Source organism: Pseudomonas sp. SG20056, assembly GCF_031764535.1.
Taxonomy (GTDB): domain Bacteria; phylum Pseudomonadota; class Gammaproteobacteria; order Pseudomonadales; family Pseudomonadaceae; genus Aquipseudomonas.
The window spans coordinates 3,558,912-3,573,571 of record NZ_CP134499.1 but is presented as its reverse complement, the minus strand read 5'-3'; the positions used below and the strand labels follow the sequence as shown (position 1 = coordinate 3,573,571).

The following is a 14,660-nucleotide window of genomic DNA, read 5'->3' as shown; positions in this document are numbered from 1 at the left end:
CATGACGGCCACCTTGCGTCACCAGCCAGGTTCGAACCGCGCCCCCGTGCGCGGTAAGCCTGCGCAGCGCGGCGCCAGCCGTTTGGTGGCCAAGGAACCGATCAGCCTGCGCATGAGCCTGCCGAAAGCCCGTTTTGCGGGCATGGGCGGTTGGCTGAAGCGCTTGAGCTGGCCGCTGTTGCTACTGGCATTGGGCTACGGCACCTACGAGTTGTCGCTGCGCGCGTTGCCCTATGCCGATCAGCCGATTGCGCGGATCAGCGTTGAAGGTGACCTCAGCTACGTCAACCAGCAGGCGGTGCAGGAGCGCATTGCGCCTTATGCCAGTGCGAGCTTTTTCAGTGTTGACCTGCTCAGCCTGCGCCGCGAGCTGGAGCTGATGCCATGGATTGCCAGCGCTCAGGTGCGCCGCGTATGGCCGGATCAGTTGGTGGTGCGTCTGGAAGAACAATTGCCGATTGCCCGCTGGGGCGATGAGGCGCTGCTGAACAACCAGGGCGAGGCATTCGCGCCGCTGGAGTTGGCGAATTACCCACACCTGCCGCAATTGTATGGCCCCAAGCGTGCGCAGCAGCAGGTGATGCAGCAATACCAGGTGCTCAGCCAGATGCTGCGACCCATGGGCTTTTCCGTGGCGCGCCTGGAGTTGCGTGAGCGCGGCAGCTGGTTCCTCTCCACCGGGCAGGGCATCGAACTGCTGCTGGGGCGTGACCATCTGGTGGAAAAAATGCGGCGCTTCACGGCCATTTATGACAAGGCCCTGAAAGAGCAACAAACGAATATTGCGCGGATCGATCTGCGTTATGCCAACGGCCTTGCCGTGGCATGGCGTGAGCCGGTAGCGCCCACGGCGGCACCAACCGCTGTCGTGCAGTGAATCAGGAGAAGGCAAGAGCCATGGCAAACGTGCAGAGCGGCAAGATGATCGTCGGCCTCGACATCGGTACCTCCAAGGTGGTGGCGCTGGTCGGTGAAGTGAATGCGGACGGCCAACTGGAAATCGTCGGCATCGGCACCCATCCGTCGCGCGGTTTGAAGAAGGGCGTGGTGGTGAATATCGAATCCACCGTGCAGTCGATCCAGCGTGCTGTCGAAGAAGCCCAGCTGATGGCCGGCTGCCGTATCCACTCGGCCTTCGTCGGCGTGGCCGGCAACCATATCCGCAGCCTCAACAGCCACGGCATCGTCGCCATTCGTGATCGTGAAGTCAGTCCGGCGGATCTGGAGCGCGTGCTCGACGCCGCTCAGGCCGTGGCCATTCCGGCGGACCAGCGCGTGCTGCACACCCTGCCGCAGGATTATGTGATCGATAACCAGGAAGGCGTGCGTGAGCCGCTGGGCATGTCCGGCGTGCGTCTGGAGGCCAAGGTGCACGTAGTCACCTGCGCGGTAAATGCCGCGCAGAACATTGAGAAGTGCGTGCGCCGCTGCGGTCTGGAGGTCGACGACATCATCCTCGAGCAACTGGCCTCCGCGTATGCGGTGCTGACCGACGACGAAAAAGAGCTGGGCGTGTGCCTGGTGGATATCGGCGGCGGCACCACCGACATCTGCATCTTCACCGAAGGCGCAATCCGCCACACCGCGGTAATCCCGATTGCCGGCGACCAGGTCACCAATGACATCGCCATGGCCCTGCGTACGCCGACTCAGTACGCCGAAGAGATCAAGATCCGCTACGCCTGCGCCCTGGCCAAACTGGCCGGTGCCGGCGAAACCATCAAGGTGCCGAGCGTTGGTGATCGTCCGCCGCGCGACCTGTCGCGCCAGTCCCTGGCCGAAGTGGTCGAGCCGCGTTACGACGAGCTGTTCACCCTGATTCAGGCCGAACTGCGCCGCAGTGGCTACGAAGACCTGATCCCGGCGGGCATCGTTCTCACCGGCGGTACGGCGAAGATGGAAGGCGCGGTGGAACTGGCCGAAGAGATTTTCCATATGCCGGTCCGTCTGGGCGTGCCCCAGGGCGTCAAGGGGCTGGCCGATGTGGTGCGTAACCCGATTTATTCCACAGGCGTGGGCCTGTTGCTGTATGGGCTGCAGAAGCAGGCCGACGGCATCTCCATGTCTGCGCTTGGCAGCTACAGCGATGAACCCAAACAACCTGTGCTGGAACGGCTGAAACGCTGGGTCCAGGGCAATTTCTGATTTTGCAGTAGGCGTTACAACTAGAAAGTAAAGGAGAGGGAAAATGTTCGAACTCGTAGACAGCGCTCCAGCAAGTGCGGTTATCAAGGTCATCGGCGTGGGTGGCGGCGGCGGTAATGCTGTCAATCACATGGCGAAAAACAACATTGAAGGCGTTGAGTTCATCTGCGCCAACACGGATGCACAGGCACTGAAAAACATCGGCGCACGTACCGTGCTGCAATTGGGCACTGCGGTGACCAAGGGCCTCGGCGCGGGTGCCAATCCAGAAGTCGGCCGTCAGGCGGCCATGGAAGATCGCGAGCGTATCGCTGAAGTGCTGCAAGGCACCGATATGGTCTTTATCACCACCGGCATGGGTGGCGGTACCGGTACCGGTGCAGCACCGGTCATTGCTCAGGTGGCCAAGGAAATGGGCATCCTCACCGTTGCGGTGGTGACCCGTCCGTTCCCGTTCGAAGGCAAGAAGCGCATGCTGATCGCCGAAGAAGGCATTCGCGCGCTGTCGGAAAGTGTCGACTCGCTGATCACCATTCCGAACGAAAAACTGCTGACCATCCTCGGTAAGGACGCCAGCCTGCTGTCGGCTTTCGCCAAGGCTGACGATGTACTGGCCGGTGCCGTGCGCGGTATCTCCGACATCATCAAGCGTCCGGGCATGATCAACGTCGACTTCGCTGACGTTAAAACCGTGATGAGCGAAATGGGCATGGCGATGATGGGCACTGGCTGCGCCAGCGGTCCGAACCGTGCACGTGAAGCCACCGAAGCGGCGATCCGTAACCCGCTGCTGGAAGACGTCAACCTGCAAGGCGCGCGCGGCATTCTGGTGAACATCACCGCCGGTCCTGACCTGTCCCTGGGTGAGTACTCCGACGTGGGTAACATCATCGAGCAGTTCGCTTCCGAGCACGCCACCGTCAAGGTCGGCACCGTGATCGATCCGGACATGCGCGACGAGCTGCACGTCACTGTAGTTGCCACTGGTCTGGGTGCGCGTATCGAGAAGCCGGTCAAGGTTATCGACAATACTGTGCAAGTTTCTGCCAGCACTGGCAGCAACGCCGCAGCCCCGGCGCGTGCCGAGCAGAGCGTCAATTACAAGGACTACGAGCGTCCGACCGTTCAGCGTCAAAGCCACGGCGGCGCTGCCACTGCGGCCAAGCTGAACCCTCAGGATGACCTGGATTACCTGGACATCCCGGCGTTCCTGCGTCGTCAGGCCGATTAATGAAATGTATCAGGAGTATTGGGGTGATTGGTGTTCAGCAAAGGCCGGTTCTGCTATCATCGCCGGCCATTGTTGAAAACAATTCGCAACTAGTGCTATAGCGGCCAAAGCCATGATCAGACAACGCACCCTGAAGAACATTATCCGCGCCACTGGCGTCGGCCTGCATTCCGGGGAAAAGGTATACCTGACCCTGAAGCCGGCACCCGTGGACACCGGTATCGTGTTCCGTCGTACCGACTTGAACCCTGTCGTGGAAATTCCCGCGCGTGCAGGCAATGTTGGTGAAACCACCATGTCGACCACATTGGTCAATGGTGATGTCAAGGTGGATACGGTAGAGCACCTGCTTTCGGCCATGGCTGGCCTGGGCATCGATAACGCCTACGTCGAGCTCTCCGCGTCCGAAGTACCGATCATGGATGGCAGTGCGGGTCCTTTTGTATTCCTGATTCAATCTGCTGGTTTGCAAGAGCAGGACGCCCACAAGCAGTTCATCCGCATCCTTCGCGAAGTGAAAGTTGAAGAGGGCGACAAGCGCGCCACCTTCGTGCCTTTCGAAGGGTTCAAGGTGACCTTCGAGATCGATTTCGATCACCCGGTGTTCCGCAATCGCACCCAGTCGGCCAGCGTGGACTTCTCCAGCACCTCGTTTGTGAAAGAAGTCAGCCGCGCTCGGACCTTCGGTTTTATGCGTGATATCGAGTTCCTGCGTTCACAGAACCTGGCTCTTGGCGGCAGCGTAGATAACGCTATCGTGGTAGATGAGTTCCGCGTGTTGAACGAAGACGGCCTGCGTTACGAGGACGAGTTCGTCAAACACAAGATTCTCGATGCGATCGGCGACCTTTACCTGCTGGGTAACAGCCTGATTGGCGAGTTCAAGGGTTTCAAATCGGGGCATGCGCTGAACAATCGCCTGCTGCGCGCCCTGATCGAGCAAACCGATGCCTGGGAAGTCGTCACCTTTGATGACCCCAACACCGCGCCAATCTCCTACATGCGCCCGGTTGCGGCCGTGTAACGCAATACCCTCCTTACTTTGCTTTTCGAGGCCACCTTCGGGTGGCCTTTTTTATTACCTGCGCTTTAGTGGGCGAAAAGCACTTATTCGCTGGGTTTGCCGTGCTTGGCCAGACGCTCAAGGGCAGCGCGCAGCTTGGGGTCACTGATGCCGTCGGCGGTGGCCTGGATGTTTTCCGCGGCGCTGCTGGACAGGCTGATTGTGCGACCCGGTGCACGCCTTTCGGCAGTCGGAGGTTGCACCTTGAACAGAATCTTCGTTAAGGTCGCGAATTCTTCGAGTGCCTGCAGCTGTTTCAACAAGCGTTTTTGTTGATAGCGCAGGCGCGTGGCCCAGTGGCCATCGGTGATTATCAGCAGCAGGCAACCCTCGCGCCACGACGCTACATGGCAGTGTTCGCGAGCCGCCGGCTGTAGTTGGCTTTCCAGTAGGTGCTGCAGGCGATCAATGCGTTGCGCTTGATTGAACAGCGCCTTCAGGGGTTTCGCTTCGCGCAATAGCGCGGCGGGAGCCCGGGCCGGCAAAGGACGAAAAGTCATGGCAGGACGCCTGAAAAAGTGGAGCCGCCATGGTAGCAGAATCGCTGCTGCCGACTGACGCTTCACCACTAGGGGAAGGCCGTGCACATCATTCTACTTAGTCGGCATCACGGTGCCGCACGTTCACTCAGTCTGGATCTGCGCTGGTTATTGCTGGCGTTGTTACTGGCACTCGGCGCGGCATTGGCCAGCGGCGTAGCTGTTGGTGCCTGGTGGGCGCCGGCAACGGTTGAGGTGCATGACGACACCCAGCTCAATCAAGCAATAGACCAGCAGCGCGCCGAGGTCGGCCAAGTGCGGCGTGACGCCCAGCGTCAGCTGGATGCCTTTGCCGTGCATGTGGCCGAGCTGCAAGCGCGCCTGACTCGTCTGGATGCCTTGGGCGCGCGCCTCACCGAACTAGCGGATCTGGATGCCAGCGAATTTGATTTCTCTCTCAATGTTGGCCAGGGCGGTGCTGAAGATGCCCTGGGCGATGCCGCGTATGCGCCGCCGCCGTTTATGGATGAGCTTGATCGCCTGAGCCTTCGCCTGGACAGTCGTGAGCAGTTGCTGGAAGTACTGGAGCAGCTGATCGGCGAGCGACAGCTGAATGAAGCCGAATACCTCTCCGGCATGCCGGTGCGCCATGGCTATATGTCCTCGCCATTTGGTCGCCGCGTGCACCCACTGACCGGGCGTAATACTCAGCATAAAGGGGTCGATTTTGCTGCCAAACCGGGCAGTGATGTGGTGGCTGTTGCGGCTGGGGTGGTGAGCTTCTCCGGGGTCAAGTCGGGTTATGGGCATACCGTGGAGATCAGTCATGCCGATGGCTACACCACGCTGTATGCGCACAATCAGAGCAACTTGGTACAGATTGGTGACTTGGTGCAGCGCGGCCAGACGATTGCCAAGGTTGGCCGTAGCGGCCGCGCCAGTGGTTACCATGTGCACTTCGAAGTGACCAAGGATGGCCGAGTGGTCAATCCAGCCAGCTATATAGCCCGGGTTAACGACGTCGAATAACGCCGCTTTCCTCGTTTGCGTTTCCGGGTAGAATGCCCCCTTCGCACGCAGCCATAAAGGCTGCATGGGTCGCTGTTCAGCCGCCCTCAATCCATACGCCTGGAAGATCCTGTCGATATGTTTGCGCCTTTGTTGAAAAAACTCTTTGGAAGCAAGAACGAGCGTGAAGTCAAACGCATGCTCAAGGCGGTACAAGCCGTCAATGCCTTCGAGGAGCAGATGCTTGCCCTTTCCGATGAGCAACTGCGTGCCAAGACGGAGGAGTTCAAAGCTCGTCTGGCCAAAGGTGAAACCCTTGATCAGCTGCTCGCCGAAGCCTTTGCGGTAGCCCGCGAAGCCGGCAAGCGCGTGATGGGCATGCGCCACTTCGACGTGCAGTTGATTGGTGGTATGACCCTGCACGAAGGCAAGATCGCCGAGATGCGCACCGGTGAGGGTAAGACCCTGGTGGCGACCCTGGCGGTGTACCTCAATGCACTGTCCGGCAAGGGCGTGCATGTGGTGACGGTCAACGATTACCTGGCACGCCGCGACGCCAACTGGATGCGTCCGCTGTATGAATTCCTCGGTATGAGCGTGGGCATCGTGACCCCCTTTATGCCGCCCGAAGAGAAGCGTGAAGCCTACGCCGCCGATATCACCTACGGCACCAACAACGAATTCGGTTTCGATTACCTGCGCGACAACATGGCCTTCAGCCTGGAAGACAAATTCCAGCGCGAGCTGAATTTCGCCGTGATCGACGAAGTTGACTCCATTCTGATCGACGAAGCACGCACCCCGCTGATCATCTCCGGCCAGGCCGAAGACAGCTCGCGCCTCTACACCGAGATCAACAAGCTGATCCCGCGCCTCAAGCTGCATGTTGAGGAAGAAGAGGGCGTGGTCACGCAGGAAGGTCACTACAAGGTCGACGAGAAGGCCCGTCAGGTCGAGCTGAACGAAGCGGGCCACCAGTATGTTGAAGAGATGCTCACCGAAGTCGGCCTGCTGGCTGAGGGTGAGAGCCTGTATTCGGCGCACAACCTGGGCCTGCTGACCCATGTGTACTCGGGCCTGCGTGCGCACAAGCTGTTCAACCGCAACGTTGAATACATCGTGCAGAATAACCAGGTGCTGCTGATCGACGAGCACACCGGCCGTACCATGCCCGGCCGTCGTCTGTCCGAGGGCCTGCACCAGGCCATCGAAGCCAAAGAAGGTTTGCCGATCCAGGCTGAGAGCCAGACCCTGGCCTCGACCACCTTCCAGAACTACTTCCGTCTGTACAGCAAGCTGTCCGGCATGACCGGTACTGCTGATACCGAAGCATTCGAATTCCATCAGATCTATGGCTTGGCGGTGATCGTGATTCCGACCAATCGTGCTTTGGCGCGTAAGGACTTCAACGATCTGGTCTACCTGACTGCGGAAGAGAAGTACGCCGCCATCGTCACCGACATCAAGGAAAGCATGGCCCTGGGGCGTCCGGTGCTGGTCGGTACGGCCACCATCGAAACCTCCGAGCACATGTCCAAGCTGCTCAATCAGGAAGGCATCGAGCACAAGGTGCTCAACGCCAAGTTCCACGAGAAGGAAGCGGAAATCATTGCTCAGGCCGGTCGTCCGGGCGCGCTGACCATTGCCACCAACATGGCCGGTCGTGGTACCGACATCCTGCTGGGCGGCAACTGGGAAGTGGAAGTTGCCAACCTGGAAAACCCCACGCCTGAGCAGATCGCACAGATCAAGGCCGATTGGCAGAAGCGTCATCAGCAGGTGATCGAGTCGGGCGGCCTGCATGTGATCGCCTCCGAGCGTCACGAATCGCGGCGTATCGACAACCAGCTGCGTGGTCGTGCCGGCCGTCAGGGTGACCCAGGTTCCAGCCGCTTCTACCTGTCGCTGGAAGACAGCCTGATGCGCATCTTTGCCTCGGATCGGGTAAAGAACTTTATGAAGGCTCTAGGCATGCAGTCCGGTGAAGCTATCGAGCACCGCATGGTCAGCAACGCCATCGAAAAGGCCCAGCGCAAGGTTGAAGGTCGTAACTTCGACATGCGTAAGCAACTGCTGGAATTCGACGACGTGGCTAACGAGCAGCGCAAGGTGATCTATCACATGCGCAACACGCTGCTGGCGGCCGACAACATCGGCGAAACCATTGCCGAGTTCCGTCAGGAAGTGCTGGATCACACCATCAACCAGCATATCGCGCCGCAGTCGCTGCCTGAGCAGTGGGATATCGCTGGCCTGGAAGAGGCGCTTTACAGCGGTTTCAACCTGCGTCTGCCGATTCAGCAGTGGCTCGATGATGACCACAAGTTGTACGAAGAGACCCTGCGTGCGCGCATTCTTGAAGAGCTGGTCAGCGCCTACAACGAGAAAGAAAACGAAGCCAGCGCCGAAGCCCTGCGCACCTTCGAGAAGCAGATTCTCCTGCGTGTCCTCGACGACCTGTGGAAAGACCACCTGTCGACCATGGACCACCTGCGTCACGGTATTCACCTGCGCGGCTATGCGCAGAAGAACCCCAAGCAGGAATACAAGCGCGAGTCTTTCACCCTGTTCCAGGAACTGCTGGATTCGATCAAGCGCGACACCATCCGCGTTCTTTCGCATGTGCAAGTGCGCCGTGAAGACCCGGCTGAAGAAGAGGCTCGTTTGCGTCGTGAGGCCGAAGCATTGGCCGAGCGCATGCAGTTCCAGCACGCCGAAGCCTCGGCGCTGCTGCCGCAAGTCGCCGAAGAAGAGGGTGATGTAGCGGTTGCCGTGGCGCCGGTGCGCACCGAGCCGAAGATCGGCCGCAATGAGCCGTGCCCCTGTGGTTCCGGCAAGAAGTACAAGCACTGCCACGGCCAGGTTAGTTAAACAGTCCGTGTAGAGCGGGTTGAGCCGACAGTGAAGTTGGCTATGCTTGGCCCAGCTTGATTAACGCCGCGAACGGTCTGACCGCTCGCGGCGTTTTACCATCGCAATCAGTCCTACCACCTCAAGGAGCATTCTCTATGGCTGTTGGTCTTGGCCCGTTGTCTACCCTGCACCCGGTTCCAGGTTTCGAACTGGGCATCGCTTCGGCGGGCATCAAGCGCCCAGGGCGCAAGGATGTGGTAGTGATGCGATGTGCCGAAGGCTCCAGCGTAGCGGGTGTGTTCACCCTCAATGCGTTCTGCGCCGCGCCGGTGATTCTGGCCAAGAAGCGTGTGCTGGGCAGCGTGCGTTACCTGTTGACCAATACCGGTAATGCCAACGCCGGCACCGGCGAGCCTGGCCTTGCGAATGCCACGCGCACTTGCGCTGCCTTGGCTCAGCTGGCTGGTGTGGATGAGGGTGCTGTGCTGCCGTTCTCCACCGGGGTGATTGGTGAGCCGCTGCCGGTCGAGAAGATCGAAGGCGCGCTGCAGGCGGCTCTCGACGACTTGTCCGAGAACCACTGGGCCGAGGCTGCCACCGGCATCATGACCACCGACACCCTGCCCAAAGGGGCCAGCCGCCAGTTTGTTCACGATGGTGTGATTGTCACGGTGACTGGCATCAGCAAGGGCGCGGGGATGATCAAGCCGAACATGGCGACCATGCTCGGTTATATCGCCACCGACGCCAAGGTGGCTCAGGCCGTACTGCAGGACCTGTTGCGCGATGCGGCGAACAAGTCATTTAACCGCATCACAATCGACGGCGACACCTCGACCAACGACTGCTGCATGTTGATCGCCACTGGCAAGGCCGCCTTGCCGGAAATCAGCCAGGCCAGCGGCGACCTGTTCGCCAAACTCAAGGAAGCGGTATTCAGCGTGTGCATGGAAGTGGCTCAGGCCATCGTGCGCGACGGTGAAGGCGCGACCAAGTTTGTCACCGTGCAGGTCAATGGCGGTGCAACCCATCAGGAGTGCCTGGACGTCGGTTATGCCGTAGCCCATTCGCCGCTGATCAAGACCGCGCTGTTTGCTTCCGACCCGAACTGGGGGCGCATTCTCGCCGCCGTGGGCCGCGCTGGCGTGGCGCAGCTGGATGTCAGCCTGATCGACGTATTCCTTGGTGACGTGTGCATTGCCAGCCGTGGCTGCCGTGCCGTCAGCTACACCGAAGAGCAGGGCGCCGCAGTGATGGCCAAGGAAGAGATCACCATCCGCATCGAGCTGGGCCGCGGTGGTTGCAGTGAGAACATCTGGACCACCGATCTGTCCCACGAGTACGTGAAGATCAACGCCGAGTACCGCACCTGATCCGTCACGTACCGGCTGTTTGACGACCCGCATTCCCGTTGCTCATGCCCCCATGAGCAACGGGAATTTGCTATTGAGGAAGTCGCCTTTTAAGGTCATGCGACCTTCCCGCAGCGAGCGCAGCCCATGTCACTTACTCTGATTATTGGCGACAAAACCTACTCGTCCTGGTCGTTGCGTGCGGCACTGGCGCTGGAGTTGACCGGCGCGCCCTATGCCGAACAGCTGATTACCCTGAATCGGCCTGATACCCGCGCGCTCATTTTTCAGCACTCGCCGACCGGCAAGGTGCCGTTGCTGATCAGCGACGACGGCGCCATCTGGGACTCCCTGGCGATTGGCGAATACCTGGCCGAATGCTTTCCCGCTGCCCAGCTGTGGCCGCAAGCCCGGGCTGCCCGCGCGCTGGCACGCAGTGCCTGTGCCGAGATGCACAGCGGTTTTGTCGCGCTGCGCAGTCATCTGCCGATGGACCTCAAACGCAATCAGGCGCTGGCTGAAATTCCGGCTGATGCCATGGCCGATATCCAGCGCATCTGCGCCCTGTGGGCCGAGTGCCGGCAGCGCTTTGGTAAGGGCGGGGACTTCCTGTTTGGTCAGGCCTGTCTGGCGGATGCCTTCTTCGCTCCGGTGGCGGCGCGCTTGCGCAGCTATCAGGTGGCGCTGCCGGCAGAGGCTGCCGCCTATGTCGAGACGATCTATCAGTGGCCGGCGTTTCAGCGCTGGTACCAAGCCGCCCAGGAGGAACATCTGGCGTGAAGCGTATTCATGTAGCCGCCGCGGTTATTCGTGGTGTGGATGGGCAGATACTGCTCGCCAAACGTCCCGAGGATAAGCATCAGGGCGGCCTCTGGGAGTTTCCCGGTGGCAAGGTCGAGGCCAGCGAGACGGTGCAGGCAGCCCTGGCCCGTGAGCTGGAAGAGGAACTGGGTATTCGCCCCAGTGCCGCGCGGCCGCTGATTCAGGTGCGTCACGATTACCCGGACAAGCAGGTGTTGCTGGACGTCTGGGAGGTCTCGGCGTTTACCGGCGAGCCCCATGGTGCCGAAGGTCAGCCGCTGGCCTGGGTCAGCCCTCGGCAGTTGGCTGATTATGAGTTTCCCGCCGCCAATCGGCCGATTGTCGCGGCGGCGCGTTTGCCCGAGCGTTATCTGATTACCCCTGAGGGGCTGAGTGGGCCCGAGCTGCTGCGCGGTATTCAGGCCGCGCTGAAAAGCGGTATTCGTTTGCTGCAGCTGCGCGCCCCGGCGATGTTCGATGCGCAGTACCGCGATATTGCCGTGGATGCCCTCGGCCTCTGTGCCGGCAAGGCGCAGCTGATGCTCAAGGGGCCGTTGGAGTGGCTGGGCGACTTTCCCGCCGCTGGCTGGCACCTGACGGCGCAGCAATTGCGCGAGTTGAGCGCAGGTGGCCGGCCATTCCCGGCAGAGCGCTGGCTGGCGGCTTCTTGCCACAGTACGCAGGAGCTGCAACTGGCCACGCAGATGGGCGTGGACTTCATCACCCTGTCCCCTGTGCAAGCCACCCAGACTCATCCTGATGCGCAGCCGCTGGGCTGGGCCCAGGTCGCCGAGCTGTTGCAGGGCTTTAATCAGCCGGCCTATCTGCTGGGTGGGGTAACCCCGGCCGATGTGGAGCGGGCCTGGCAAGTGGGGGCTCAGGGCGTGGCGGGGATTCGCGCATTCTGGCCGGAGTAACTGCCACCTGTGAGTAAAGGGCGTTATAGTCGCGCCCTCAAATGGTGCGTTACAGGTGAGCGGTTGACGGTGCAAAGCATCAAGGCGTGGTTGAAGGGCTTCTGGCCGGCGCCCATGACGGTCAGTCTGAGTGAGCGGGCGCTGAGCTGTGTCGGCGCGGTGCTGGGGCTGCTGTTCAGTGGCTGGCTTTGTCATGAGGTGTTGGGCAGTGCCAGCCCTTGGCTGATCGCACCTATGGGCGCCTCTGCCGTGCTGCTGTTCGCCGTGCCGGCCAGCCCTCTGGCGCAGCCCTGGTCGATTATCGGTGGCAATCTGATCTGCGCCCTGATTGGGGTGAGCTGCGCCACCTGGCTCGGTCACGATGCGTGGGTGGCCGCGTTGGCTGGCGGCGTGGCGATTGCCGGAATGTTTGCCTTGCGCTGTCTGCATCCGCCGGGTGGCGCGGTGGCGCTGACGGCGGTGCTGGCCGGGCCGGAAGTGGCCCAGCTGGGCTACCACTTCGCCCTCTACCCGGTGGGGTTGAACTCGATTGGCCTGCTGCTGATCGCGCTGTTGTTCAATAACGCCTTGCGCCGGCAGTATCCGCACCGCCCGCTTGAGCATGGCAACGTGCACAAGACCCATGACCCGATCCCCCGTGATCGCCTGGGCTTCACCCCGGCGGATCTGGATGCGGTGCTCAAGGCGCGCGGCGAGTTGCTGGATATTTCCCGCGAAGACCTGGAGGAGATTCTCCTGCAAACCGAGGCGCGGGCTTATCAGCGGCGCTTTGGTGAAGTGCGCTGTGGCGACATCATGTCCCGCGATGTGCAGACCCTGACGGAGCACGCCAGCCTTGCCGAGGCGCGATTGAGCCTGCATGAGCACCGGCTAAGCGGCATGCCGGTGCTCAACTCGCAGGGCGAATTGCAGGGCATGCTAAGCCTGCATGATCTGTTGCTGGCCGACGTCGATGCCCAGACTGTCAGCCAATGCATGCGCCGGCAAGCGCCGACCTGTCGCGCCGACTGGCCGGTGACCTACCTGCTGCAGATGCTTACAGATAGCGACGTGCATCGGCTGCCCGTGGTGGATGAGCACCATCGCTTGCTGGGTATCGTCAGCCAGTCCGACCTGCTGGCGGCGCTGTTCCGTATGTCACTGCAGAGTCCCGCAGCGGGCGCGGGTTAACCTGGGCCTGGGTTATCCTCTGTCTTTCACCGCCTGGCTGTTGAGTGAGTTCATGCCTGTAGAAGCCCGTTCCCCGTCGAATATGCGCCCCAGCACCCTGCATTTGCCGCGTGGCAACTGGGTGACGGTGTTCGAATGCCTGTGCGCGCATTTTCCGGCGATAGCACCGGCGGTGTGGCAGGAGCGGATCGTCCGCGGTCGGGTGCTGAACGCGCAGGGCCAGCCGCTCGACATGGCGGCGTCTTATCGCGAAGGACTCAAGGTGCACTACTTTCGCGAAGTGCCGGCGGAAACGCCGATTCCCTTCGAAGAGACCCTGCTGCATGTCGATGAGCACCTGCTAGTGGCGGACAAACCGCATTTTCTGCCGGTGATGCCAGCCGGCGAATATGTCGAGCAGACTCTGCAGGCGCGCCTGGCCAAGCGCCTGGGCAATGCCGACCTGGTGCCGCTGCACCGGATTGATCGGCACACTGCCGGCCTGGTGCTGTTTTCTACTAACCGCGAGAGCCGTGGTCAGTACCAGGCGCTGTTTCGCCTGCGGCAGATGGACAAGTGCTACGAGGCGCTGGCGGCGGCTTTGCCGCAGCTGGACTTCCCGCTGCTGCGGGCGACGCGGCTGGAAGGCGCCGAGCCGTTCTTTCGCATGCAGGAAGTGGCCGGTGAGGCCAATACCGAAACCCGCATCGAGGTCGCCCAGCGCTTGGGCGAGTACTGGCTGTACCGGCTGTATCCGGTCACGGGCAAGAAGCACCAGCTGCGCGTGCACCTCGCCGCACTGGGCGCGCCGATCCTCAATGACCCGTTTTATCCCGAGGTCACCGATGCTCCCGATGCGCCGGATGACTACAGCAAGCCGCTCAAGCTGCTGGCCAAGGGGCTGAGCTTTATCGACCCGCTGAGCGGCGAGCGGCGCACATTCGAAAGCCAACTCAGTCTGCTCTGAAGTCGTAGGGTGGATGGCGCTTTATCCATCCACCGACCCGTAATGGTGGATGAAAAAACGTCATCCACCCTACATGGCTGGCTCAGTAGCCCGGATGCAATCCGGGGATGGTGTTCCCTATTGTATCGCAGCCGCCTGCCAGAGCACTTCAGCGATGCCCTGACGTTTGGCGATCAGTCGCGCGGCGACGAACAGCAGGTCGGACAGGCGGTTGACGTAGGCCAGGCCGACGCCGCGCAGCGGCTCCACGGCGTTCAGGTGCTGGCAGCGGCGCTCGGCGCTGCGAGCCAGGCTGCGGCACACATGGGCCTGGGCGACCAGGCGCGAGCCGCCTGGCAGGATAAAATTCTCCAGCGGGCCGACTTCTTCGTTCCAGCGGTCGATGGCTGCTTCCAATCGCTCGATTTCCGGGGTCTGCAGGGCCTGGTAGTCGGGCATCGCCAGTTCGCCGCCGAGATCAAATAGGCGGTGCTGGCAGGGCGCTAGCACCTCGATAATCTCGGTCAGTCTCGGGCACTGGGCTTGCTGTTCGGCCAGTTCGGCCAGCAGCAGGCCGATATGGCTGTTCAGTGTGTCGACCTCGCCCATGGCATCCACCCGAGGGTGGTCCTTGGTCACGCGGCGGCCATCGGCCAGACCGGTTTCGCCGGCGTCGCCGGTGCGGGTGTAGATTTTCGAGAGACGGTAACCCATGT

The 14,660-nt window shown here is 61.2% G+C and carries 13 protein-coding genes; 11 read left to right on the top strand and 2 right to left on the bottom strand.

Annotated elements, in window-relative coordinates:
* The first annotated feature begins 1 nt into the window (after position 1).
* The 4 genes from RHP75_RS16985 (at position 2) to lpxC (ending at position 4,400) form a co-directional block, all read left to right on the top strand.
* Positions 2-877 (top strand): cell division protein FtsQ/DivIB, encoded by an 876-nt coding sequence (locus RHP75_RS16985; protein ID WP_311089231.1) that lies wholly within the window; start codon positions 2-4, stop codon positions 875-877.
* A 20-nt stretch (positions 878-897) separates the two neighbouring features.
* Positions 898-2,145 (top strand): cell division protein FtsA, encoded by a 1,248-nt coding sequence (ftsA, locus tag RHP75_RS16980; RefSeq protein WP_090251236.1) that lies wholly within the window; start codon positions 898-900, stop codon positions 2,143-2,145.
* Positions 2,146-2,188: 43 nt separating this feature from the next.
* Positions 2,189-3,376, top strand: coding sequence for a cell division protein FtsZ (gene ftsZ / locus RHP75_RS16975; RefSeq protein WP_160085453.1), 1,188 nt, complete (start codon positions 2,189-2,191; stop codon positions 3,374-3,376).
* A gap of 112 nt (positions 3,377-3,488) precedes the next feature.
* Positions 3,489-4,400 carry a UDP-3-O-acyl-N-acetylglucosamine deacetylase gene (gene lpxC / locus RHP75_RS16970; RefSeq protein ID WP_311089230.1) on the top strand — a complete coding sequence of 304 codons (912 nt, stop codon included), beginning with the start codon at positions 3,489-3,491 and terminating at the stop codon, positions 4,398-4,400.
* 83 nt (positions 4,401-4,483) lie between these two features.
* Here the strand turns inward: lpxC and RHP75_RS16965 are convergent, their stop codons facing one another.
* Positions 4,484-4,939 carry a DciA family protein gene (locus RHP75_RS16965; RefSeq protein WP_311089229.1) on the bottom strand — a complete coding sequence of 152 codons (456 nt, stop codon included), beginning with the start codon at positions 4,937-4,939 and terminating at the stop codon, positions 4,484-4,486.
* A gap of 81 nt (positions 4,940-5,020) precedes the next feature.
* On the opposite strand from RHP75_RS16965, the gene RHP75_RS16960 reads away from it, so the two are divergent.
* The 7 genes from RHP75_RS16960 to RHP75_RS16930 all read left to right on the top strand — a co-directional run bounded on the left by RHP75_RS16960 (position 5,021) and on the right by RHP75_RS16930 (position 13,965).
* A complete protein-coding gene (locus RHP75_RS16960) occupies positions 5,021-5,947 on the top strand; it encodes a M23 family metallopeptidase (RefSeq protein WP_311089228.1) in 927 nt (308 codons plus the stop codon).
* A gap of 117 nt (positions 5,948-6,064) precedes the next feature.
* The gene (gene secA / locus RHP75_RS16955; protein WP_311089227.1) at positions 6,065-8,797 is read left to right on the top strand and encodes a preprotein translocase subunit SecA; all 2,733 of its coding nucleotides are present in this window, start codon (positions 6,065-6,067) and stop codon (positions 8,795-8,797) included.
* Positions 8,798-8,934: 137 nt separating this feature from the next.
* Positions 8,935-10,152 carry a bifunctional glutamate N-acetyltransferase/amino-acid acetyltransferase ArgJ gene (gene argJ, locus RHP75_RS16950; RefSeq protein WP_311089226.1) on the top strand — a complete coding sequence of 406 codons (1,218 nt, stop codon included), beginning with the start codon at positions 8,935-8,937 and terminating at the stop codon, positions 10,150-10,152.
* Between the two features lie 126 nt (positions 10,153-10,278).
* A complete protein-coding gene (locus RHP75_RS16945) occupies positions 10,279-10,911 on the top strand; it encodes a glutathione S-transferase family protein (protein WP_311089225.1) in 633 nt (210 codons plus the stop codon).
* A complete protein-coding gene (locus tag RHP75_RS16940; RefSeq protein WP_311089224.1) occupies positions 10,908-11,849 on the top strand; it encodes a Nudix family hydrolase in 942 nt (313 codons plus the stop codon). The genes RHP75_RS16945 and RHP75_RS16940 overlap by 4 nt, the downstream gene beginning before the upstream one ends.
* 114 nt (positions 11,850-11,963) lie before the next feature.
* On the top strand, positions 11,964-13,019 hold the full coding sequence (locus RHP75_RS16935) for an HPP family protein (RefSeq protein WP_311089223.1): 1,056 nt from the start codon (positions 11,964-11,966) through the stop codon (positions 13,017-13,019).
* Positions 13,020-13,071: 52 nt separating this feature from the next.
* Complete coding sequence (locus RHP75_RS16930; RefSeq protein ID WP_311089222.1) at positions 13,072-13,965, top strand: RluA family pseudouridine synthase; 894 nt, start codon at positions 13,072-13,074, stop codon at positions 13,963-13,965.
* Between the two features lie 117 nt (positions 13,966-14,082).
* On the opposite strand, the gene RHP75_RS16925 is transcribed toward RHP75_RS16930, so the two are convergent.
* Complete coding sequence (locus RHP75_RS16925; RefSeq protein WP_311089221.1) at positions 14,083-14,658, bottom strand: cob(I)yrinic acid a,c-diamide adenosyltransferase; 576 nt, start codon at positions 14,656-14,658, stop codon at positions 14,083-14,085.
* Positions 14,659-14,660: the final 2 nt, after the last annotated feature.